The 20,023-nt window shown below is 71.6% G+C and carries 21 protein-coding genes, 1 other RNA gene and 1 riboswitch; of the genes, 6 read left to right on the top strand and 16 right to left on the bottom strand.

Features of this window, described 5'->3' with window-relative positions; translation table 11 throughout:
- Positions 1 to 165: 165 nt before the first annotated feature.
- Both rnpB and rsmI read right to left on the bottom strand, forming a co-directional pair.
- Positions 166 to 606, bottom strand: an RNA gene (gene rnpB / locus ACQYVW_RS16585) — RNase P RNA component class A.
- A gap of 44 nt (positions 607 to 650) precedes the next feature.
- Entirely contained in the window at positions 651 to 1,493 is an 843-nt protein-coding gene (rsmI, locus tag ACQYVW_RS16580; protein WP_434947749.1) for a 16S rRNA (cytidine(1402)-2'-O)-methyltransferase, read from the bottom strand.
- A gap of 68 nt (positions 1,494 to 1,561) precedes the next feature.
- Here rsmI and ACQYVW_RS16575 point away from each other — a divergent pair, with 68 nt between their 5' ends.
- The 3 genes from ACQYVW_RS16575 to ACQYVW_RS16565 are packed head-to-tail and all read left to right on the top strand — an operon-like array spanning position 1,562 to position 4,305.
- Positions 1,562 to 2,728, top strand: coding sequence for a penicillin-binding protein activator (locus ACQYVW_RS16575; RefSeq protein ID WP_434947748.1), 1,167 nt, complete (start codon positions 1,562 to 1,564; stop codon positions 2,726 to 2,728).
- A 13-nt stretch (positions 2,729 to 2,741) separates the two neighbouring features.
- Complete coding sequence (locus tag ACQYVW_RS16570; RefSeq protein WP_434936741.1) at positions 2,742 to 3,137, top strand: YraN family protein; 396 nt, start codon at positions 2,742 to 2,744, stop codon at positions 3,135 to 3,137.
- Entirely contained in the window at positions 3,130 to 4,305 is a 1,176-nt protein-coding gene (locus ACQYVW_RS16565; protein WP_434936743.1) for a MalY/PatB family protein, read from the top strand. Before ACQYVW_RS16570 ends, ACQYVW_RS16565 begins: the two co-directional genes overlap by 8 nt.
- A 12-nt stretch (positions 4,306 to 4,317) precedes the next feature.
- On the opposite strand, the gene thiL is transcribed toward ACQYVW_RS16565, so the two are convergent.
- From thiL to ACQYVW_RS16505, 12 genes are all read right to left on the bottom strand, one after another.
- Positions 4,318 to 5,259, bottom strand: a complete 942-nt coding sequence (gene thiL / locus ACQYVW_RS16560) for a thiamine-phosphate kinase (protein WP_434947747.1) — start codon at positions 5,257 to 5,259, stop codon at positions 4,318 to 4,320.
- 136 nt (positions 5,260 to 5,395) lie between these two features.
- Positions 5,396 to 5,860: a transcription antitermination factor NusB gene (gene nusB / locus ACQYVW_RS16555; RefSeq protein WP_434935419.1), complete on the bottom strand. Its 465-nt coding sequence runs from the start codon at positions 5,858 to 5,860 to the stop codon at positions 5,396 to 5,398.
- Positions 5,857 to 6,324 (bottom strand): 6,7-dimethyl-8-ribityllumazine synthase, encoded by a 468-nt coding sequence (ribH, locus tag ACQYVW_RS16550; RefSeq protein WP_434935418.1) that lies wholly within the window; start codon positions 6,322 to 6,324, stop codon positions 5,857 to 5,859. The genes nusB and ribH overlap by 4 nt, the downstream gene beginning before the upstream one ends.
- 59 nt (positions 6,325 to 6,383) lie before the next feature.
- Entirely contained in the window at positions 6,384 to 7,487 is a 1,104-nt protein-coding gene (ribB, locus tag ACQYVW_RS16545; RefSeq protein ID WP_434935417.1) for a 3,4-dihydroxy-2-butanone-4-phosphate synthase, read from the bottom strand.
- A complete protein-coding gene (locus tag ACQYVW_RS16540) occupies positions 7,484 to 8,095 on the bottom strand; it encodes a riboflavin synthase (protein WP_434947746.1) in 612 nt (203 codons plus the stop codon). Before ACQYVW_RS16540 ends, ribB begins: the two co-directional genes overlap by 4 nt.
- A 63-nt stretch (positions 8,096 to 8,158) precedes the next feature.
- Positions 8,159 to 8,326, bottom strand: a riboswitch (FMN riboswitch).
- 39 nt (positions 8,327 to 8,365) lie between these two features.
- Positions 8,366 to 9,364: a Gfo/Idh/MocA family protein gene (locus ACQYVW_RS16535; protein ID WP_434947745.1), complete on the bottom strand. Its 999-nt coding sequence runs from the start codon at positions 9,362 to 9,364 to the stop codon at positions 8,366 to 8,368.
- The gene (locus ACQYVW_RS16530; protein ID WP_434947744.1) at positions 9,361 to 10,113 is read right to left on the bottom strand and encodes a class I SAM-dependent methyltransferase; all 753 of its coding nucleotides are present in this window, start codon (positions 10,111 to 10,113) and stop codon (positions 9,361 to 9,363) included. The genes ACQYVW_RS16535 and ACQYVW_RS16530 overlap by 4 nt, the downstream gene beginning before the upstream one ends.
- A gap of 66 nt (positions 10,114 to 10,179) precedes the next feature.
- Positions 10,180 to 11,244 (bottom strand): bifunctional diaminohydroxyphosphoribosylaminopyrimidine deaminase/5-amino-6-(5-phosphoribosylamino)uracil reductase RibD, encoded by a 1,065-nt coding sequence (gene ribD, locus ACQYVW_RS16525; protein WP_434947807.1) that lies wholly within the window; start codon positions 11,242 to 11,244, stop codon positions 10,180 to 10,182.
- Positions 11,245 to 11,267: 23 nt separating this feature from the next.
- The gene (locus ACQYVW_RS16520; protein ID WP_434947743.1) at positions 11,268 to 11,468 is read right to left on the bottom strand and encodes a hypothetical protein; all 201 of its coding nucleotides are present in this window, start codon (positions 11,466 to 11,468) and stop codon (positions 11,268 to 11,270) included.
- Between the two features lie 319 nt (positions 11,469 to 11,787).
- On the bottom strand, positions 11,788 to 12,321 hold the full coding sequence (gene nrdR / locus ACQYVW_RS16515) for a transcriptional regulator NrdR (protein WP_434935408.1): 534 nt from the start codon (positions 12,319 to 12,321) through the stop codon (positions 11,788 to 11,790).
- Positions 12,322 to 12,444: 123 nt separating this feature from the next.
- A complete protein-coding gene (gene glyA, locus ACQYVW_RS16510; RefSeq protein WP_434947742.1) occupies positions 12,445 to 13,713 on the bottom strand; it encodes a serine hydroxymethyltransferase in 1,269 nt (422 codons plus the stop codon).
- Positions 13,714 to 14,116: 403 nt separating this feature from the next.
- The gene (locus ACQYVW_RS16505; protein WP_434947741.1) at positions 14,117 to 14,635 is read right to left on the bottom strand and encodes an RcnB family protein; all 519 of its coding nucleotides are present in this window, start codon (positions 14,633 to 14,635) and stop codon (positions 14,117 to 14,119) included.
- Positions 14,636 to 14,872: 237 nt separating this feature from the next.
- On the opposite strand from ACQYVW_RS16505, the gene ettA reads away from it, so the two are divergent.
- From ettA to pyrF, 3 genes are all read left to right on the top strand, one after another.
- Complete coding sequence (ettA, locus tag ACQYVW_RS16500) at positions 14,873 to 16,537, top strand: energy-dependent translational throttle protein EttA (RefSeq protein ID WP_434935402.1); 1,665 nt, start codon at positions 14,873 to 14,875, stop codon at positions 16,535 to 16,537.
- 145 nt (positions 16,538 to 16,682) lie between these two features.
- Entirely contained in the window at positions 16,683 to 17,420 is a 738-nt protein-coding gene (map, locus tag ACQYVW_RS16495) for a type I methionyl aminopeptidase (RefSeq protein WP_434947740.1), read from the top strand.
- Positions 17,421 to 17,433: 13 nt separating this feature from the next.
- Positions 17,434 to 18,249, top strand: coding sequence for an orotidine-5'-phosphate decarboxylase (pyrF, locus tag ACQYVW_RS16490; protein ID WP_434947739.1), 816 nt, complete (start codon positions 17,434 to 17,436; stop codon positions 18,247 to 18,249).
- Positions 18,250 to 18,282: 33 nt separating this feature from the next.
- Here the strand turns inward: pyrF and ACQYVW_RS16485 are convergent, their stop codons facing one another.
- Positions 18,283 to 19,125, bottom strand: coding sequence for a glycosyltransferase family 2 protein (locus tag ACQYVW_RS16485; protein WP_434947738.1), 843 nt, complete (start codon positions 19,123 to 19,125; stop codon positions 18,283 to 18,285).
- Complete coding sequence (locus ACQYVW_RS16480) at positions 19,125 to 20,018, bottom strand: glycosyltransferase family 2 protein (RefSeq protein WP_434947737.1); 894 nt, start codon at positions 20,016 to 20,018, stop codon at positions 19,125 to 19,127. The genes ACQYVW_RS16485 and ACQYVW_RS16480 overlap by 1 nt, the downstream gene beginning before the upstream one ends.
- Positions 20,019 to 20,023 lie beyond the last annotated feature (5 nt).

The following is a 20,023-nucleotide window of genomic DNA, read 5'->3' as shown; positions in this document are numbered from 1 at the left end:
CGCGAAACCGCAACTTCCGCCACCTCACTGCGCAGCGCCGGACACGCCTGCGCGGGCGTCGGGCGCGAGACTGTCGGCAAGGGCATCGAAGCCCATTAGACCGCTGGTCTTGCGCACGGCCCCCATCTCTCTCTCCCCTGGGGCCGTGCGCATTTTTTGTCCAGGTGGCGGAGCCGGCCTGTAAGCCGGGTTCTGTCGTGGACAGTCATTCCTCTAGGCGCCGCGTCACCGCGACGCTCAAGCAACCTACCCGGAGACACCGCGGGCCGCGGCATAGCCTCCCTATTTGGTCTTGCTCCCGGTGGGGTTTGCCGTGCCGGCCTGTTGCCAGGCTCGCGGTGCGCTCTTACCGCACCATTTCACCCTTGCCTGTGCCCTGCCACCCCTTTGCGGTCTCCGGGACCACTTGGCCGGCTACGCCGGCAAGTGCCGAAACGCCATCGCTTCGGCCAGCAACGGCAAAGGGGTGACAGGGCCATCGGCGGTATCTTTCTGTTGCACTTTCCGTCGGCTCGCGCCGCCCAGGGGTTACCTGGCACCGTGCCCTGTGGAGCCCGGACTTTCCTCGGCATCCACGAGGGATGACGTGACTGTCCGGCCGACTCCGCCGCGCGCATTGTCGCATGCGCGACGGCGGCCGGCTGAACACCTCAGCTGCCGTAGAGCGCCTTGCGCGGCGCGCCGGTGATCTCCGCCGCCAGCCGAGCCGCGGCCGAGGGCGGCAGCTGCGTGCTGAGCAGGGCATACACGCGCCGCCCTTCGGCCAGCTGCGCGTCGGCATCGTCTCTCGCACCTTCGACCACCAGCACGAACTCGCCCCTGCGCTGGTTCTCGTCGCCCTGCACCGCGACCAGCAGCTCGGCGAGCGTTCCATCGAGCGTGGTTTCGAACAGCTTGGTCAGCTCCCGCGCGAGCACCGCCGGACGCGCGCCGCCGAACACGGCGACCATGTCTTCCAGCGATTCGAGGATGCGGTGCGAGGACTCGTAGAACACCAGGGTGCGCGGCTCGGCCGCCAGCGGCTGCAGGCGTTCGCGACGCGCCGCGGCCTTCGCCGGCAGGAAGCCCTCGAACGCGAACCGGTCGCTGGCCAGCCCGGCCACGCTGAGCGCCGCGATCGCCGCGCACGCGCCCGGCACCGGACTGACCCGGACGCCGGCCGCACGGGCCGCGCGCACCAGCCGATAGCCCGGATCGCTGACCAGCGGCGTGCCGGCATCGCTGACCAGGGCCAGCGACTCGCCGCGCAGCAGGCGCGCCACCACGCGCTCGGCGATCGCCTCTTCGTTGTGCTCGTGCAGCGCCAGCAGCGGCGTGGCGATGCCGAAATGCGACAGCAGCTGCCCGCTGCGTCGGGTGTCCTCGGCGCAGATGGCGGCCACGCCGCGCAGCACCTCCTGCGCACGCGGCGACAGGTCGCCGAGGTTGCCGATCGGTGTGGCGACCACGTGCAGCACGCCCGCTGCGCGCGGCGCCGGTGAAGCGGATGACATCGTCTCTCCCGGGCTGGGACGCTAGAATCGGCGACTATTGTCCACCGCGGAGCCCGCCGATGCGGCAGATGTCGAAATGGATGTGCGGTCTGGCCATGGCGGCCACGCTGGCGGGCTGCGCCACGGTGCAGGTGACCGGCCCCGCGCCCGACAGCGAAGCCCCGGCCGCCCCGGCGATCAATCCGCACTGGAACTTCGATGCCACGCGCGGGGCCGCCGCGGGCGACGGCTACCAGCCGCCGCGCAAGCTGGCGGTGCTGCTGCCGATGAGCGGCGAGCTCGCGACCGCAGCCGGGTCGGTGCGCGACGGGCTGCTGGCGGCCTACTACGCCGAGCGTCGCGAGAAGCCGGAACTGGTGTTCTACGACACCGCCAGCACCCCCTCCGGCGCGGTCATGGCGCGCGTCCGGGCGATCGCCGAAGGCGCCGACCAGATCCTCGGCCCGCTCGGGCGCGACGCGGTCTCGACCCTGTTCAACGCGCCCCAGGCCGTGCCGCTGCTGGCGCTCAACCGGGGCAACGCCCCGCCCCCGGACAATGCCGCCAACTTCTCGCTGGCGCCGGAGGACGAAGGCGCTGCCGCGGCGGCCTACCTGCTCGCGCGCAACGCGCGCCAGGTCCTGGTGCTGAGCAACGGCGACGATCATGCGCGCCGCAGCGTGGAGACGTTCCGCACCCGGCTGGAGGCCGGCGGCGGCGCGATCGCGGGCACCCTGGCGATCACTGGCGAGCAGCCCGGCGACCAGACCCCGGCGCTGCGCGCGGCCGCGTCGCGCGAGGGCGGCATCGACGCGGTCCTGATCGCCCTGCGCGGCAGCGAAGCGCGGCTGCTGACGCCGCAGCTGTTCGCCGCGGGCCTCGGCCAGAAGCTGCTGGTCGCCACCTCGCAGCTGACCTCGGGCACCGGCAAGCCAGACGAGGACCGCGCGCTGGACGGGATCGCCTTCGCCAGCGAGACCTGGGCCACCGGCGGCCTGTCCACCCTGCCCTCGCCGCAGACCCTGGCGGCGGACCTGCCCACGGCGCGCGGCCCGGCGGCGCGCCTGTTCGCCTTCGGACACGACGCCTGGCTGCTCAGCGCCTACCTCCAGCACCTGGCGACCCGGCCCGATGCGAGCGTCGAGGGGGCGACGGGCCGGCTCAGCCTCGATCCTGCCGGCAACGTGGTGCGCGTCCCGGCTTGGGCCACCTTCCGCAACGGCATGGTGGTGCCGCTGGCCGGCAGCGGCGGCTGATCGCGCGAGCCGCATGACCCCGTCGCGGCAGCCTCCACCGACCAGCACGCGCGGCCGCGGCGCGGCCATCGAAGCCGCAGCCGCGCGCCATCTGGCGGCCGCCGGGCTGCGTCCGGTGGCCGCCAACGCCTCGGCCCGGGTCGGCGAACTCGACCTGGTGATGCTCGACGGCGAGACCCTCGTGTTCATCGAGGTGCGGTACCGCCGCTCGAACCGCTTCGGCGGCGGCGCCGCGTCGGTGGATGCAGGCAAGCGCCGGCGCCTGGTCCTGGCCGCACGCCAGTTCCTGGCCTCGCACCCGCGCCATCGCGAAGCAGCCTGCCGTTTCGACGTGGTCGAAGCCAGCGGCGATCCCGACGCCCCCGCCCTGACCTGGATCCGCGATGCCTTCCGCGCCGACGATGCCTGAGGCCCCCGACTACGACCGGATCGACGAAGCCCTGCTGCGTGCCGCCGGAGGGCTGAAGTGGAGCGCGTACCCCGACAGCATCGGCGCCTTCGTCGCGGAAATGGACTTCGGGACGCCGCCGCCGGTGGCGGCCGCACTGCGCGGCGCGATCGACCAGGGCCGCTGCGGCTATCCAACGCCCGCGCTGGCGCGCGCGCTCTCGCAGGCCTGCGCGCAGTGGCTGCACGACCGCTGCGACTGGGACGTGGACCCCGACCGCATCCATGCCGTCGGCGACGTGCTGGGCGGCCTGGAGGCGGTGCTGCGGCACTTCGTGCCGGCCGCCACTCCGGTCGTGCTGCCGACCCCGGCCTACATGCCGTTCCGCCCGCTGCTGGAGCTGCTTGGGCACCGCGTGATCGAAGTGCCGCACCTGCGCGCCGGCGACGGCTGGTCGATGGACCTCGATGGCATCGGCCGGGCGCTGGGCGAAGGCGCGGGACTGGTCCTGCTGTGCAATCCGCACAACCCGACCGGCCGCGTGTTCGATGCGGAAGAGCTGCGGGCGCTGGCCGCGCTGGTCGACGGGCACGGCGCGCGGGTGTTTTCCGACGAGATCCACGCCCCGCTGGTGTACCCGCAGCGGCGCCATCTGCCCTATGCCAGCGTCTGCGACGCCGCCGCGCGACATGCGATCACGGCCGTGTCCGCGTCCAAGGGCTGGAACCTGGCCGGCCTCAAGTGCGCCCAGCTGATCTTCTCCAACGACGCCGACCTCGCGCGCTGGCGCGGCATCGGCCTGCTCGCCGGCCATGGCGTTGCGGGGCTCGGCATGATCGGTTCGATCGCGGCCTATCGCGATGGCGGGTCCTGGCTGGATCACGTGCTGGCCTACCTGCAGCGCAATCGCGACCTGCTGAGCGGCTGGATCGCGACGCACTGGCCGCAGGCGGACTTCGCCGCCCCGCAGGGCACCTACCTGGCCTGGATCGACTGTCGCGCGCTGCCCGTGCCGGCCGCAACGCCGGCGGCCCGCTTCTTCCTGCGCGAAGCGCGGGTCGCGCTGACCGACGGCCGCGACTGCGGCGAGGCCGGAGCGGGTTTCGTGCGCATGAACTTCGCCCTGCCGCAGCCCCTGCTGCTGCAGGCGCTGGAGCGGATGCACGCCGCGCTCGACGGAACGGGCTGAGGGCGATCGGCCTCAGGCGAAGTGGGCGTAGCCCCGGCGCGGCCCCTGCCATGGCTGGCCGTCGGGATCGATCGCAACCACGTCGTGGCCGTCGGTGATCGTGCCGATGCGGCTGACCGGCGTGGCCGTCGATGCCAGCGCCTCCAGCACCCGCTCGCGCGCGGTCGGGGGCGCGGTGAAGCACAACTCGTAGTCGTCGCCACCGCCCGCCTGCCAGGGCCAGCGCACCGCGGTGGCGAACCGGGCCAGCGCCGGCGATGCGGGCAGCGACGCCAGTTCGACCCGCGCACCCACGCCACTGGCGCTGCACACATGTCCGAGATCGGCAAGCAGGCCGTCGGAGACATCGATGCAGGCGTGCGCGAGGCCGGCCAGCGCACGCCCGGCCGCGATCCGCGGCGTCGGCCGGTCGAGGCGCATGCGCATGGCGCGATCGCTCGCCGCGCCGGCGCGCATCGCGGCCAGTGCCGCGGCGGCATCGCCGAGGCTGCCGGTCACCCAGACATCGTCGCCGTGGCGCGCGCCATCGCGCCGCAAGGCCGCGCCCGCCGCCACCAGGCCATGCACCGTCACGCACACCGACAGCGGCCCGCGCGTGGTGTCGCCACCGACCAGCGCCACGCCATGTTCGGCCGCCAGCGCGAGGAATCCATCGAGAAACCCATCCACCAGGCCCGCGTCCGGCCCGGGCAGCGACAGCGACAGGGTGCACCAGGCCGGCTGCGCGCCCATCGCGGCGAGATCGGACAGGTTCACCGCCAGCGCCTTCCAGCCGATGTCGGCAGCGGCGGTCGCCGCGGGGAAATGCACGCCGCTGTTGAGCGTGTCCATCGAGACCGCCAGCTGCATCCCGGGCGGCGGTTGCAGCAGGGCCGCATCGTCGCCGATGCCGAGCACCACGTCGTCGCGCGAGGCGGCGCGCTGGCGGATGCGGGCGATCAGGTCGAATTCCATGGTCTGCCGGTCTGCCTGGCGTGGGGAAGCCTCCGGGCGCCTCGCCCTGCGGCGGAACTGCTACAGGGAGCGTCGCGCCCGGGGCGCACCCGGCGTGAACCGTCGCGCCTGGAGGCGCCCCCCAGCGGGGCTCGGCCTACGGCCGCTGCGACCGGACCTCGGTCGCGCGCCACTGCGCCGCGGCGTGGTCGAGCACGCCATTGACGTAGGTGTGCCCATGCTCGGAGCCGAAGCGCTTGACCGTCTTCAGCGCTTCGTCGATGACCACGCGATAGGGCACGTCGATCCGGTGCTGCAGTTCGTAGGCGGCGATGCGCAGCATCGCGCGTTCGATCGGGTCGACCTCGTCGATGACCCGGTCGAGGAACGGCTGCAGCGAAGCGTCGAGCGCCCTGCGGTGCTGGCCGACGCCGCGCACCAGATCCTCGAAGTACTCCAGGTCGGCGACCTCGTGGGCCTGCTCGTGCGCGAACTGCGCGATCGCGTTGCTCGCATCCACGCCGGACAGCTGCATGGCGTACACCGCCTGCAGCGCGCGCCGGCGCGAGCGCGTGCGGGCCACCGGGTCGATCCCGTCGCGACGCTGCGGAGTGCGGGTCATGGCAGCTTCTCCTGCAGGTTGGCCATCTCGATCGCCACCAGTGCGCATTCCTCGCCCTTGTTGCCGTGGCTGCCGCCGGCGCGGCGCTCCGCGTCCTCGTGCGCGTCCACGGCGAGCACGCCATTGGCCACCGGCACGCCGTGCTCGAGCGCCACGCGCATCAGCGCCTCGCTGCAGCCGTCCGCCACCTGCTCGAAGTGGCGCGTGTCGCCGCGCACCACGCATCCGAGAGCGACGATGGCGCGATGCGCGCCGCCGGCCGCGAGCTGGCGCGCAGCCAGCGGGATCTCCCAGGCGCCCGGCACCCGGACCACGTCCACCGCGCCCTCGCCCACGCCGTGTTCGGCGAAGGCCTTGCGCGCGCCCGCCACCAGCGTATCGGTGATGCGCGGGTTCCAGCGGCTGGCGATGATCGCGAAGCGCGCGCCTTCGGGGGCGCGCAGGTCGCCTTCGTAATGGCTCATGCCTGGGAAGGTTCCGGTAGGGGACGGCAATTCTAGCGCGGGCTGCGCAGTGGCCGGCGTCAGGGGGCCACGTACTCCACGATCTCCAGGCCGAAGCCGGCCAGGCCCACCTGCCGCCGCGGCGTGCCCAGCACCCGCAGGCGGCCGAAGCCGAGGTCGTGCAGGATCTGCGAACCGGCGCCATTGCGCCGCCACTCGCCGGCCGAGCCGGCCCGGCCCGTTGCAGCCGCCGCGGCGTCTTCGCCCCGGATGCGCGCCAGCAGCGCATCGGCATCGTGCGGTTCGTCGAGCAGCACCAGTGCGCCCGCGCCCTCGGCTTCCAGCATCGCCAGTACCTCGCCCGTGGCCGGGCCGAAATCGCCGCGCCGCCAGTGCAGCGCATCGGCCAGCAGGTTCTGCGACTGCACCCGCACCAGGCAGGCGCGCGCGGCGTCGGGTGTGCCCCGCACCAGTGCGAAGTGGAGGGCGTGACCCAGCCGGTCGCGATAGCAGACCAGGCGGAACACGCCGTGCGGCGTGTCGATGTCGCGCTCGTCCACGCGCTCGACCGTGTGTTCGGTCTCCAGGCGGTAACGGATCAGATCCTCGATCGAACCGATCTTCAGCCCGTGCTCGCGCGCGAACACCTCCAGCTCCGGGCGCCGCGCCATGCTGCCGTCGGGGTTGAGGATCTCGACCAGCACGCCGGCCGGCTCCAGTCCCGCCAGGCGCGACAGGTCGGCCGCCGCTTCGGTGTGGCCGCTGCGCGCGAGCACGCCGCCCGGTTCGGCCATCAGCGGGAAGATGTGGCCCGGCTGCGACAGGTCGTCGGGCCTGGCATCGGGCCGCACCGCGGTGCGGATGGTATGGGCGCGGTCGTAGGCGGAGATGCCGGTGCTCACGCCCTCGGCCGCCTCGATGCTGACCGTGAAGTTGGTGCGGTGGCGGGACGTGTTGGACTGCACCATCGGCGGCAGCCCGAGCTGGCGGCACCGTTCGCGCGTGAGCGACAGGCAGACCAGGCCGCGCGCATGGGTGACCATGAAATTGATGTCCGAAGGTCGCACCAACTCGGCGGCCATGATCAGGTCGCCCTCGTTCTCGCGGTCCTCGTCGTCGACGATCACCACCATGCGGCCGTTGCGGATCTCTTCCAGCAGTTCGGGAATCGGCGCGAAGCTCATGCCGGCTGCTCCGTGCGTGCGGCCAGCAGGCGCTCGACGTGGCGCGCCAGCAGGTCGACCTCGAGGTTGACCGCATCGCCGGCCGCGTTCCGGGCAAAGGCGGTGTGCGCGATCGTGTGCGGCACCAGGGTCACCTCGAATCCGTCGCCTTCGACGCCGTTGACCGTCAGGCTGACCCCGTCGACGCAGACCGAGCCCTTGCGCGCCAGGTACTTCATCAGTTCCTGCGGGGCACCGAAGCGCCAGCGCTGCGCGCCCTCGCCGGCATCGTCGATCGAGCGCACGCTGCCGATCCCGTCGACGTGGCCGCTGACCAGATGTCCGCCCAGCCGGTCGCCCAGGCGCAGCGCGCGCTCCAGGTTCAGCGCCCGGCCTTCGGCCAGCATGCCCAGCGTGGTCAGCGACAGGGTTTCGGCCGATACGTCGGCTTCGAAGTGCGCCTGGTCGAACGCCACCACGGTCAGGCAGGCGCCGTTGACCGCGATGCTCTCGCCCAGAACGATGTCGTCGTCGGCCAGCGTGCCGAACGCGATGCGCAGGCGCGCGTCGTCGCCGCGGAACTGGCGCGATGCGAGCGTGCCGACGCCCTGGATCAATCCGGTGAACATGGTTCGTTTCCCGCAATGGCGGCAAACGCCCAAAGGGCGGCCACGCACGGCACGGCCGCGCGCGGTGGTCTTCTTTCATCCGGACTATGACCGTCGGCCCCGGATTCGGACCGGGTCTGCTGACCCCGCATGCACGGCGGCATGCGGGCGCTCGCGGGCTCGCGGGCTCGCCGCAACCGCGACGTTCCGCCTACCGCCGGTGGGGACTTGCACCCCGCCCTGAAGACATCTGCATTGTTGTGGATACCGGCCTGCGCCGGCGCAGGCATTCTAGCCCAGCGGCGCCTGCGGCGCCCGCGCCCGGCGGTATCCGGCCAGGGCCGCGTCGATGACGCGCGTGGCGCGGGCGGCGGACTCGCCGGTGGATGGAGACAGGCCCTCCCCGCGCAACTGCGCCACCACCCGTTCCACCAGCGGCAGCTGGATGTGGCGGGGATTGGCGATCGTGAAACGCTGCGTGCCGTCGGCGCGCACCAGTTCCACCGGCGCTTCGTCGAAGGTGGCGAAGCGCAGCCGCCCCGCCTCGCCCTCGATCTCGACCAGGTCGCGCCGGGCGTCGCTGTGAAAGCACCAGTCGCCGCTGCCTTCCACACCGCCGGCAAACCCGAACGCCATGCGCACGGTGTCCTCGGCCGGGTACAGCCCGGCCGAAGTCGCCTCGCCCGACACGTTGCGGATCGGGCCGAGCAGGAAATCGAGCAGGTCGAGCGTGTGGCTGCCCAGGTCGACGAACAGCCCACCACCGGAAATTTCGGGCCGCACGCGCCAGGCCGGCGCGGACGGGTCGCCCATGCGCGGATCGACCGTCCTGTGCAGCTGCACGCGGACGCGCCGCGGCGCGCCGATGGCCCCTACCGCCAGCAATTCGCGCACCTTCGCGAAACGCGGCAGCGCGCGCCGGTAATAGGCCACGAACAGCGGCATGCCGGTCGCGCGGCTGACGGCCAGCATCGCGTCGCATTCGGCGCCATCCAGCGCCATCGGCTTCTCGACATAGACCGGCTTGCCGGCGCGCATGGCTGCGATCGCGTAGTGCGCGTGGGTCGAGGGTGGCGTGGCCACGTAGACCGCCTCCACCCCCGGGTCGTGGATCAGGGCATCGGCATCGTCGTACCAGCGCGGCACGCCATGGCGACGCGCGTAGTCGGCGGCCTTGGCGCCATCGCGGCGCATCACCGCCACCAGCGACGAGCCGCGCGCCTGCTGCAGCGCCGGACCGCTCTTGACCTCGGTGACATCGCCGCAGCCGATGATGCCCCAGGCCGTCATGGCTTCCGCCTGGCATGCACCGACAGCGGCCAGTGCAGCCGCTGGATCGCGCCGGGATCGCCCCAGGCGCGGGCTATGGCCGACGCGTGCACCGCCACCGGGTCGATTCCCGTCGCCTCGCGCATGCGACGTGTCGCCGAATAGCTGGACAGATAGCCCAGCAGGCGCGCCAGCGGCCACTGCGCCTCCAGCGGGAAGGCCGGTGCTTCCACCGCCTCGAACGGCCATTCGAAGTCCGCGTAGCCGGCGCATACCAGGCGGCGCTCTGCCGGCCACCAGGGCAGGATCTCGCGCGAGAAGGCGCCCATCGCCGCGGCCAGCGATGTGGGGACGCACAGATCGCCATAGCTCCAGGCCACCAGCAATCCGCGCGGCCGCAGCACGCGCGCGCACTCGGCGAAGAACGCCGGCCTGTCGAACCAGTGCAGGGCCTGGGCCACGCAGACCGCGTCGGCACTGGCGCTGGCCAGGCTGCAGCGTTCGCCGGGCTCCACCACGAAGCGCACATTGGTCGGTGCCAGCGCCTGCGCCACCTGCTCGGCGCTCGGATCGCTGGCGTGCACCGCCGCGAAGCGCCGGGCCAGCCCGCGCGTGGCCTGGCCGCTGCCGCAGCCGGGCTCCCAGGCCAGGTCCGTCGCGGGCGCCCGAGCGGCGATCCAGTCGAACAGCGCGTCCGGATAACCGGGCCTGGACTGCGCGTAGTCCTGCGCGACCGCGGAAAAATGATCCTTGAACGGCGCCGGCTTCATGCCGCCGCGCGACCCGGGCGCGCCCGCATCATGCCTTCCACACGCCGCTTCCCTGCGCGCACGGCTTCATGCGTCCGCCGGGCGCAGCAGCAGCCGCAGGTCCTCGCCGACGCGACGACCGTCGACCGTGCGCATGCGCAGGCTCTGCGCCATCTCGGTGAAGCCCAGCCCGCCGAACAGCGGCCGGGCCTTGTCGCCGAGCAGTACGGGCGCGACGTATAACAGCAGTTCGTCCACCAGCCCGGCCTTCAGCAGGGCGCCGGCCAGGGTCGCGCCGGTCTCCACGTGCGCCTCGTTGACGCCACGCTGCGCCAGCAGGGCCAGGACGGCCTGCAGGTCGAACATGCCGGAGGCCACCGGCACCGCGGCGCGGTCGGCCACCAGGTCGCGCGGCGGCTTGATGTCGGGCGCGTGCAGGTACAGGGTGGGCGCGTCGCCTTCGCGGACCTTGCCGCGCGCGATCGTGGCCAGGCCCGGATCCAGCACCACGCGCAGCGGCGGGACGAACTCGCGCACCTCGTCCAGGCGGACCGTCAGCGAGGGATCGTCGGCCAGCACGGTGCCGGCGCCGGTGAGGATCGCGCCGGCCCGCGCCCGCCAGCGCATCACGTCCGCGCGCGCGGCTTCGCCGGTGATCCACTTCGATTCGCCGTTGGCCATGGCGGTGCGGCCATCCAGGCTGCAGGCGAGCTTGACCCGCACCCAGGGCCGCCCGCGCTCGATGCGCGACAGGAAACCGACGTTGAGCTCGCGCGCCTGCGGCTCCATCAACCCGACCTCGACGGCGATGCCGGCTTCGCGCAGGCGGGCCAGTCCGGTCCCGTCCACCTGCGGGAACGGATCGCGCATTGCCGCCACCACCCGCGCCACGCCGGCCTCGATCAGCGCGGCCGTGCACGGACCGGTGCGACCGGTGTGGTTGCAGGGCTCCAGCGTCACGTAGGCCGTCGCCCCCCGCGCACGCGCACCCGCCGCCTGCAGCGCGAACACCTCCGCATGCGGCCCGCCCTGTCGCTGGTGCCAGCCCTCGCCCACCACCTCGTCGCCATGGGCGATCACGCAGCCGACCAGGGGATTGGGTTTGGTGGTCCAGGCCCCGCGTTCGGCCAGGCGCAGGGCGCGCGCCATCATCGCGTGGTCGGTGGCTGAGAACGTCACGCGGTCACCTCCTTGAGCCTCATCGGGAATCCCATGGTCATGCGCCGATAGCGCGCGGACGGCGCCTGCACGCGCAGGTCGGCGAGGAAAGCGCCCATGTCCTGCAGGCCGGCGAAGACGGTACGCGCGCCATCCCGGTCGTCCACCAGGATGCGCTCGACGCGACGACGCGACACGATCGCATCGATGGCGACCACGGACTCCAGGGCACGCGACTCGCGCAGGACGGCACCCTCATGCAGGAAGAGCGCGCCGCCCTCGAACCGCAGCCGGAGGCGCCCGACGGATGCCCAGCCATCGCGCTCGCGCCGCCACTCCTGCCAACCGCGCCAGAGCCCGATTTCCGCAGGCCAGGAGCAGCAGTCCCGTCAGCAACGGACTGTCGCCGCGATCCCATGCGGCCAGCGCCGCCAGGGGCGACAGGGAGGCCAGGCGCGCGCCCGGTCCGAGGTACCACTGCCGCCGCCACGCCTTGCGATCGTAGCGGTGGACCCGGTGCGTGCGGATCATCCCGCGTCAGCGCTTCTTGCCCTTGCCGGGCTTGCCGAACGGCACCACGTCGCCACCGCTCAGCAGCGGCAGCTGCCCTTCGCCCGGCAGCTCGCGCTCGAGCCGGTCGAGCTCTTCGCGGAAGTCGGTGATGTCCTCGAACGAGCGATACACCGAGGCGAAGCGCACGAAACCGACGTGGTCGAGCTTGCGCAGTTCCGCGATCACGAATTCGCCCACGCGCCGCGACGGCAGCTCGCGCTCGGTGGTCATCCGCAACTGGTGCACCACCGCGCGTACCGCCGCCTCCACCTGCTCCTCGGACACCGGCCGTTTGTGCAGCGCGCGGTCCATGCTGGTGCGCAGCTTGCGCGCATCGAAGGGCTCGCGCCGGCCATCGCCCTTGATGATCGCCGGCAGCTTGAGCTCGATCGTCTCCAGCGTGCTGAAGCGCTCGCCGCAGGCCTCGCATTCGCGCCGGCGGCGGATGGTCGCGCCGTCGTCGGACGCGCGCGAGTCGATGACCTTGGTGTCCTGGTGCTGGCAGAAGGGACAGTGCATCAGACGTCGGGATTCTGGATTCGGGATTCGGGATTCGGAAAAGCCGGGGTCCGGGATGCTGTTTCGAATCCCGAATCCCGGCCTTCAACGGACGAACGTCCGGTCATTCCGAATCCCCGCCTCTCAGCCATAGACCGGGAACCGCCCGCACTGGGCAGTGACCTGCTCGCGCACGCGCGCCAGCACCGTCTCGTCCTGCGGTGCGTCGAGCACATCGCAGATCCAGTTGGCCAGGTCGATGCAGTCCTGCTCGCCGTAGCCGCGCGTGGTCACGGCGGGGGTGCCGATGCGCAGGCCGGACGTGACGAAGGGCTTCTGCGGATCGTTCGGCACCGCGTTCTTGTTGACCGTGATATGGGCCTTGCCCAGGGCCTCTTCGGCCGCCTTGCCGGTGACCGGCTTGCCGATCATGTCCACCAGCATCAGGTGGTTCTCGGTGCCGCCGGATACGATCTTGTAGCCGCGCGCGATGATGGTCTTCGCCATCGCCTGCGCGTTCTTCACCACCTGCTGCTGGTAGCTCTTGAACTCCGGCTCCAGCGCTTCCTTGAACGCCACCGCCTTGGCCGCGATCACATGCATCAGCGGACCGCCCTGGATGCCGGGGAACACGACGCTCTGAAGCTTCTTGACGATCTCGTCGAACTGCTCGCCCGCACCCTCGCGCGAGGCGACGACGATGCCGCCTCGCGGACCGCGCAGGGTCTTGTGGGTGGTCGAGGTGACCACGTGCGCATGCGGCACCGGGTTGGGATAGACGCCCGCGGCGACCAGACCGGCCACGTGGGCCATGTCCACGAACAGCAGCGCGCCGATCTTGTCGGCGATGGCACGGAAGCGCGCCCAGTCGATCTTCTGCGAGTAGGCACTGAACCCGGCCACGACCATCTTCGGCCTGTGCTCCAGCGCCAGCCGCTCGACCTCGTCGTAGTCGATCAGCCCCTGGTCGTTCACGCCGTACTGCACGGCGTTGAACAGCTTGCCCGAGGCGTTGACCTTGGCGCCGTGGGTGAGGTGGCCGCCGTGCGCCAGCGACATGCCCAGGATGGTGTCGCCCGGCTGCAGCAGCGCGAAATAGACCGCCTGGTTGGCCTGCGAGCCCGAATGCGGCTGGACGTTGCCGTAATCGGCCCCGAACAGCTGCTTGAGGCGGTCGATGGCCAGCTGCTCGGCCACGTCCACGTACTCGCAGCCGCCGTAGTAGCGCTTGCCCGGGTAGCCCTCGGCGTATTTGTTGGTCAGCTGGCTGCCCTGGGCTTCCATCACCCGCGGGCTGCAGTAGTTCTCCGACGCGATCAGCTCGACGTGGTCCTCCTGGCGTTCGACCTCGGCGGCGATCGCCGCGGCGAGTTCGGGGTCGTAGCCTTCGATACGGGCAGCGCGGGAAAACATCGGGACTCCAGGGCGGTGGCGGACCTCGCGATTGTACCCCTCTGCCGCAGCCGGGGCCGCTCGCGGGGCAGAAGGAACGCTCCGTTCGAGGCGCCACCGGTTTCGGCCGCAAGCATTGGCCGATCGTCCGGCCCTGGCGATCGGGCCGCCGCCGGCAACACGGGCCGGCCCTGCCGACGCGGTTCGCGTGCCGGGCAGGCTACGGCCTGCCAGGGACACCCTGCTCGCTTCATGAAGGCTCGGGTACCAGTCGGAGCCTGCACGCGCCAGGGGCTCGGGGCGCCTGCCGGGCGCATGAACGCCCATCGTCGGCGACTCGGACGTTGAGCGCACGAATCACAATGCGCAACGAAAAAGGCGCGCCCCCTTCCGGAGACGCGCCTTCGGTGGGCATGGCCTGCGATCAGCGCAGGATCATGTCCACGATCAGGCCGGTGGCGATGGCGACCAGCAGCATGTCCCCGCGGTCGTCGCGCATCCAGCGGTGGCCACGCGGCGGGTGGCGCAGGCCATGGCCGTAGTAGTCGTTCACCACGTAGATCGGGCGCTGGTAGTGGTGGACATAGCCACCCCTCGCCCAGCGCGGCGGACCCACGTGCCGCGGCGCCGGGTGATAGTGGCGCACCACGGGCCGGTGGTGGACCACCACGGGCGCCCGCCAGCTGCGCGAGTAGCGGTCGTCGCGCCGGTGGTCCCGCCGCTCGTAGCGATGGTCGCGGCGGTCGTCGCGGCGCGCGTGGCGATGGTCGCGGCGGTGTTCCCGGCCTTCCCAGCGACGCTCATGCCGGTCATGCCCGCGACGGTCGTGGTCACGATGGCTGTAGCCGCCGCGGCGGTCGTTGTCGGCCATGGCAATGGCGGGCGCGGCGGCAGCGGCCAGCGCCAGCACCAGGGCGGTTCCCCACTTCAGTCTGCGGTTCATGCCTTCCTCCGATCAGAGCCGTCTGCATGCCAGCCGGCCTCGGAGGCAATATCGGCCGCGACTGCTGAACAGGTCCAGCCTGCAACCGAATTGCATCGGCAGGACACTCACGCGCGTTTAACGACTGCTCAGCCGGCCCGGGCCGCCGGGGGTGGCGCTATAATCCCCCGATCCCGTTCGAATCCGCCGGTCCGCGCCCCTGGTGCGGGTCTCGGCCGCTTGCAACCCGGAGCCCCCATGTCGTCGCAGTACATCTACACCATGAACCGCGTGTCCAAGGTGGTGCCGCCCAAGCGGCAGATCATCAAGGACATCTCGCTGTCGTTCTTCCCGGGCGCCAAGATCGGCCTGCTCGGCCTCAACGGCGCCGGCAAGTCCACGGTGCTGCGGATCATGGCCGGCGTGGACACCGACTTCGAGGGCGAGGCGCGTCCGCAGCCCGGCACCAAGGTCGGCTACCTGGAGCAGGAGCCGCAGCTGGACCCGGACAAGACCGTGCGCGAGGCGGTCGAGGAAGGCGTGGGCGAGGTCCTGCAGGCGCAGGCCGCGCTGGACGCGGTGTACGCCGCCTATGCCGAGGAAGGCGCCGATTTCGATGCGCTGGCCAAGGAGCAGGAGCGCCTCGAGGCCATCCTCGCCGCCGGCGACGCGCATACCCTCGAAAACCAGCTGGAAGTCGCCGCCGATGCGCTGCGCCTGCCGCCGTGGGACGCGAAGATCGGCAAGCTGTCGGGCGGCGAGAAGCGCCGCGTGGCGCTGTGCCGCCTGCTGCTGCAGAAGCCGGACATGCTGCTGCTCGACGAACCGACCAACCATCTCGACGCCGAGTCGGTGGAGTGGCTGGAGCAGTTCCTGGCGCGCTACACCGGCACCGTGGTGGCGGTCACGCATGATCGCTACTTCCTCGACAACGCCGCCGAGTGGATCCTCGAGCTCGACCGCGGCCGCGGCATCCCGTGGAAGGGCAACTACACCGAGTGGCTGCAGCAGAAGGAAGAGCGCCTCAAGCAGGAAGAGAACCAGGAAAAGGCCCGCCAGAAGGCGATCCAGAAGGAACTGGAATGGGCCCGGCAGAATGCCAAGGGCGGCCGTTCCAAGGGCAAGGCGCGCCTGGCACGACTGGATGAACTGCAGTCGGTCGACTACCAGAAGCGCAACGAGACCAACGAGATCTTCATTCCGCCGGGCGAGCGCCTGGGCACCAAGGTCATCGAGTTCAAGAACGTCAGCAAGAAGTTCGGCGACCGCCTGCTGATCGACGACCTGAGCTTCGTGGTTCCGGCCGGCGCGATCGTCGGGATCATCGGCCCCAACGGCGCGGGCAAGTCGACCCTGTTCAAGATGATCACCGGGCAGGAGAAGCCCGACTCGGGCACGATCGAGATGGGGCCGACCGTGCAGCTGGCCTATGTCGACCAGAGCCGCGACAAGCTCGAAGGCGACAAGACCGTGTTCGAGGAAGTGTCCGGCGGCCTGGACATCCTCAACATCAACGGCATCGAGATCCAGTCGCGCGCCTACATCGGCCGCTTCAACTTCAAGGGCCAGGACCAGCAGAAGCGCGTGGGTTCGCTCTCGGGCGGCGAGCGCGGCCGACTGCACATGGCCAAGACCCTGCTGCAGGGCGGCAACGTGCTGCTGCTCGACGAACCGTCCAACGACCTGGACATCGAAACCCTGCGCGCGCTCGAGGATGCCCTGCTGGAATTCCCCGGCAACACCTTCGTGATCTCGCACGACCGCTGGTTCCTGGACCGCATCGCCACGCACATCCTCGCCTTCGAAGGCGACTCGCACGTGGAGTTCTTCCAGGGCAACTATCGCGAGTACGAGGAAGACAAGAAGCGTCGCATGGGCGACGACGCGGGCCCGAAGCGGCTGCGCTTCAAGGCCCTCAAGTAAGGCAGGACCATGCTGCGGCGGGCCATCCGGACGGATGTCCCGCCCCCGCCGCAGCGACGCGGGAACCGGACGCGCGCTGCCTGGAAGGACGCGGACTCCCGGCCCGCTGTGCGCCGGTCCACACCAGGACCGGACGGAGGATGCGATGACCATCGAACACGCCAGCGATCTCGAAGGCCTGCGCCGCGCCGGCGCCCTGGTCGCATCGATCCTCGCCTCGATGCGCGAGGCAGCCGAACCGGGCGTGCGCTCGCGCGACCTGGATGCGTTCGGCGCCGGGCTGATGCGCCAGGCAGGCGCACGATCCGCGCCGCAGCTGACCTACGGCTTTCCCGGCGCCACCTGCATCAGCATCGACCGCGTGGTCGCGCACGGCATCCCCGACGGGACAGTGCTTCGCGAGGGCGACCTGGTGAACATCGATGTCTCGGCCGAACTGGACGGATACTTCGCCGACACCGGGGCCAGCTTCGTGGTGGGCCAGGCGTCGCCGGCGCAGCAGCGCCTGCTCGATGCCACCCGCGAGGCCCGCGACAGCGCGATCGCGCAGCTGCGTGCCGGCGACAGGCTCAACGGCATCGGCCGCACCATCGAGTCGGCCGCTTCGCGGCGCGGCTTCCGCGTGATCCGCAACCTGGGCAGCCACGGCGTCGGGCGCGCCCTGCACGAGGAGCCGGGGCACATCCCCGGCCACTATGTGGCCGGCGACGCGCGCAGGCTGCACGAAGGCCTGGTGATCACGGTCGAACCTTTTCTGTCCACGCACAGCCGCCAGGCGGAGGAAACCGGCGATGGCTGGTCGCTGGCCTGCCGCCGCGGCTACGCCGCCCAGTTCGAGCACACCGTGGTGGTGACCGCGGGTGCGCCCATCGTCGTGACCTGAAGCCGGAACGCGCATGCACTTCGCCGACAAACTCCGCGCCCGCTGGCGCGACGCCGACAGCCTGCTCTGCGTGGGCCTGGACCCGGATCCGGGCAGGTTCCCCGAGGCGCTGGTCGACGATCCCGACGCGCTGTTCACCTTCTGCCGCGACATCGTCGATGCGACCGCCGAGTTCGCCTGCGCGTTCAAGCCCCAGATCGCCTATTTCGCCGCACACAACGGCGGCGAGGCCGCGCTGCAGCGGCTGATCGCACACGCCAACGCCGTCCATCCGGACGTGCCGGTCATCCTCGACGCCAAGCGCGGCGACATCGGCAGTACCGCCGAGCAGTACGCGGCCGAAGCCTTCGATCGTTTCGGTGCCGACGCGGTTACGCTCAATCCCTACATGGGGCGCGATTCGGCCGAACCGTTCCTGCGCCGCGAGGACCGCGGCTGCATCTTCCTGTGCCACACCTCCAATCCCGGCGCGCGCGATTTCCAGGAGCTCGACGTCGGCGGGCAACCGCTTTACCAGCACATCGCACGCACCATCGCGCAGGACTGGAACGCGGCAGGCAACTGCGCCCTGGTGGTCGGCGCCACCTTTCCGGAAGAACTCGGCGTGATCCGGGGCATCGTAGGCGACATGCCGCTGCTGATTCCCGGCGTCGGCGCGCAGGGTGGCGACGTGGAGGCGGTGGTGCGCCACGGCGCGGGCGCCGACGGCACCGGGCTGATGATCAACTCCTCGCGCGGGATCCTGTACGCCTCCGCAGGCGCAGGCTATGCGGAGGCCGCCGCCGACGCCGCTCGCAGTCTGCGCGACGCCATCAACCGCGCCCGCTGAGCGTCGCGCGCGGGTCGGGGTTCCGGCGCTGCCTCAACGCGCCAGCCAATGCCGCGCCACCACCAGCGGGAAGCGCAGCCAGATCGCCGCCCAGACCGCGGCGCGGGTGGCACGTCCAACCTGTCCGGCCTCGAACTTGCGAAAGTAGCGCCACAGGCCGCGATGCTTGTGCCATTCCACGAACAGCGGCCGCGAGCGGCTCGACACGCCGCGCAGGTGCAGCACGCGCACTTGGTTGGCGACCGCGACCTGCGCGCCGGCCTGGCGCGCGCGCCGGCTCAGGTCGAGATCCTCGGCATGCAGGCGGTAGCCTTCGTCGAAGCCGCCGATGCGCTCGAACAGCGCGCGCGGCATCAGCATCAACGCCCCGGACACCGCTTCGACCGGCTGCAGGGCCAGCGTGTCGTCTGGCGCCACGCCAAGCTCGCGCGCGGACGGGTCCTGCAGCATCGCCGCGAAGACGGGATCGCGGCGGCGCGCGGCCAGGTCGCGCCGGCCGTGCTCGTCGACCAGGTCGGCCCCCAGCAGGCAGTCGCCCTCCAGGTCATCGGCCGTTTCGCGCAGGCGCGACAGTGCATCGGCTTCGAGCATGCAGTCGGGATTGACGAAGGCCAGCCACGGCGCGTCGCTGTCGTGCGCCCCTTGGTTGCAGGCCACCGAGAAGCCGGGATTGTCGGGATTTCCGATGAAGTGCAGGCGCGGATCGAGCGAGGCATGGCGCTGGACCAGGGCGAGGGTGGCGTCGGTCGAGCCGTTGTCCACGATGCGGATCTGGCGCACACCCTCGGCGGCACGCAACCGCGCCAGGCACTCGTCGATGGTGGTTTCGCTCTGGTAGGTGACCACGATGGCGGCGATGTCGGCGGCGCTGGACATCACGCCGCACCTTCCGGCGTCTCGGGGGCCGGCGCGCCGGTGTCGGCGGCATCGCCCTGCGCGGGAAACAACTCCTGCTGGCGCTGCGGCCCGCCGGCCTCGGCATGGCGCTGGCCGAGCTGCTCGCGCGTGGCGCGCAGCGGATCGTCCATCAGGAACAGCGCCAGCCGCGCGTGCCAGCCCGGCCAGCGCGCACCCAGCGCGTCCATGTCGCCGTCGGCCGGACCGCCCTCGCCGCCACGCGCGACGAAGGCGGTTTCGCACAGCACATTGCGCCAGCCCAGGCCGGACAGGCGCAGGCACAGGTCGATCAGCGCTGCATACCAGGAGCCATAGCTGGCCGTGTCCAGGCCACCCGCCTTTCGCCGCGCGCTGCCGCGCAGCAGCACCGCGTGCGCGACCGCGGCAGGCAGTTCCGGATGCAGCGGCGGCATCGCCGCGCAGGCGCGGGCGATCCGGCCGGCGTCGGCGGGCGCCGGCGAGATCTCGCCGATCCGCGGCCAGGCCGCCACCTCGCCGGCGTTGCACCAGGGCGTGGCGCTGGCGATCGAGGCATCGCGCGCGAAGCAGGCCGTCAGCTGCGTCGCCCAGCCGGGCGCCGGGATCGCGTCGGCGGCGAGCACGATGGCGTCGGCATCGCCGCAGGCGCTCAGCATCTGGTCGATGTGCGCGACCTCGCCCACGCGCCGCTCGCGCCGGGTGTAGTCGGCCTGCAGCGGCGTATGCGCCAGCCAGCGCTCGATGATCGCCAGCCCGCGCGGGCCGGCCTGCGCGTCGTCGGCGAGCCAGACGCGCGTGCCCGCCGGCGTGCCGGCGTCGAGCGCGGCCAGGCAGGCATCCAGCGCATCGTCGTCGGCGCCGACCGGCAGCAGCACCACAGGCACCTCAGCCATGCGCG

Source organism: Luteimonas campi, from assembly GCF_051162505.1.
Lineage (GTDB): Bacteria > Pseudomonadota > Gammaproteobacteria > Xanthomonadales > Xanthomonadaceae > Luteimonas.
This window is presented reverse-complemented; position numbering and strand designations above follow the sequence as displayed.

What these genes read in the sequence shown, in the direction of transcription:
- rsmI (WP_434947749.1), bottom strand. Translation starts at nt 1,493, where the DNA reads ATGTCATCCGCTTCACCGGCGCCGCGCGCAGCGGGCGTGCTGCACGTG.
- ACQYVW_RS16575 (WP_434947748.1), top strand. Translation starts at nt 1,562, where the DNA reads ATGTCGAAATGGATGTGCGGTCTGGCCATGGCGGCCACGCTGGCGGGC.
- ACQYVW_RS16570 (WP_434936741.1), top strand. Translation starts at nt 2,742, where the DNA reads ATGACCCCGTCGCGGCAGCCTCCACCGACCAGCACGCGCGGCCGCGGC.
- ACQYVW_RS16565 (WP_434936743.1), top strand. Translation starts at nt 3,130, where the DNA reads ATGCCTGAGGCCCCCGACTACGACCGGATCGACGAAGCCCTGCTGCGT.
- thiL (WP_434947747.1), bottom strand. Translation starts at nt 5,259, where the DNA reads ATGGAATTCGACCTGATCGCCCGCATCCGCCAGCGCGCCGCCTCGCGC.
- nusB (WP_434935419.1), bottom strand. Translation starts at nt 5,860, where the DNA reads ATGACCCGCACTCCGCAGCGTCGCGACGGGATCGACCCGGTGGCCCGC.
- ribH (WP_434935418.1), bottom strand. Translation starts at nt 6,324, where the DNA reads ATGAGCCATTACGAAGGCGACCTGCGCGCCCCCGAAGGCGCGCGCTTC.
- ribB (WP_434935417.1), bottom strand. Translation starts at nt 7,487, where the DNA reads ATGAGCTTCGCGCCGATTCCCGAACTGCTGGAAGAGATCCGCAACGGC.
- ACQYVW_RS16540 (WP_434947746.1), bottom strand. Translation starts at nt 8,095, where the DNA reads ATGTTCACCGGATTGATCCAGGGCGTCGGCACGCTCGCATCGCGCCAG.
- ACQYVW_RS16535 (WP_434947745.1), bottom strand. Translation starts at nt 9,364, where the DNA reads ATGACGGCCTGGGGCATCATCGGCTGCGGCGATGTCACCGAGGTCAAG.
- ACQYVW_RS16530 (WP_434947744.1), bottom strand. Translation starts at nt 10,113, where the DNA reads ATGAAGCCGGCGCCGTTCAAGGATCATTTTTCCGCGGTCGCGCAGGAC.
- ribD (WP_434947807.1), bottom strand. Translation starts at nt 11,244, where the DNA reads ATGATGGCGCGCGCCCTGCGCCTGGCCGAACGCGGGGCCTGGACCACC.
- nrdR (WP_434935408.1), bottom strand. Translation starts at nt 12,321, where the DNA reads ATGCACTGTCCCTTCTGCCAGCACCAGGACACCAAGGTCATCGACTCG.
- glyA (WP_434947742.1), bottom strand. Translation starts at nt 13,713, where the DNA reads ATGTTTTCCCGCGCTGCCCGTATCGAAGGCTACGACCCCGAACTCGCC.
- ACQYVW_RS16505 (WP_434947741.1), bottom strand. Translation starts at nt 14,635, where the DNA reads ATGAACCGCAGACTGAAGTGGGGAACCGCCCTGGTGCTGGCGCTGGCC.
- ettA (WP_434935402.1), top strand. Translation starts at nt 14,873, where the DNA reads ATGTCGTCGCAGTACATCTACACCATGAACCGCGTGTCCAAGGTGGTG.
- map (WP_434947740.1), top strand. Translation starts at nt 16,683, where the DNA reads ATGACCATCGAACACGCCAGCGATCTCGAAGGCCTGCGCCGCGCCGGC.
- pyrF (WP_434947739.1), top strand. Translation starts at nt 17,434, where the DNA reads ATGCACTTCGCCGACAAACTCCGCGCCCGCTGGCGCGACGCCGACAGC.
- ACQYVW_RS16485 (WP_434947738.1), bottom strand. Translation starts at nt 19,125, where the DNA reads ATGTCCAGCGCCGCCGACATCGCCGCCATCGTGGTCACCTACCAGAGC.
- ACQYVW_RS16480 (WP_434947737.1), bottom strand. Translation starts at nt 20,018, where the DNA reads ATGGCTGAGGTGCCTGTGGTGCTGCTGCCGGTCGGCGCCGACGACGAT.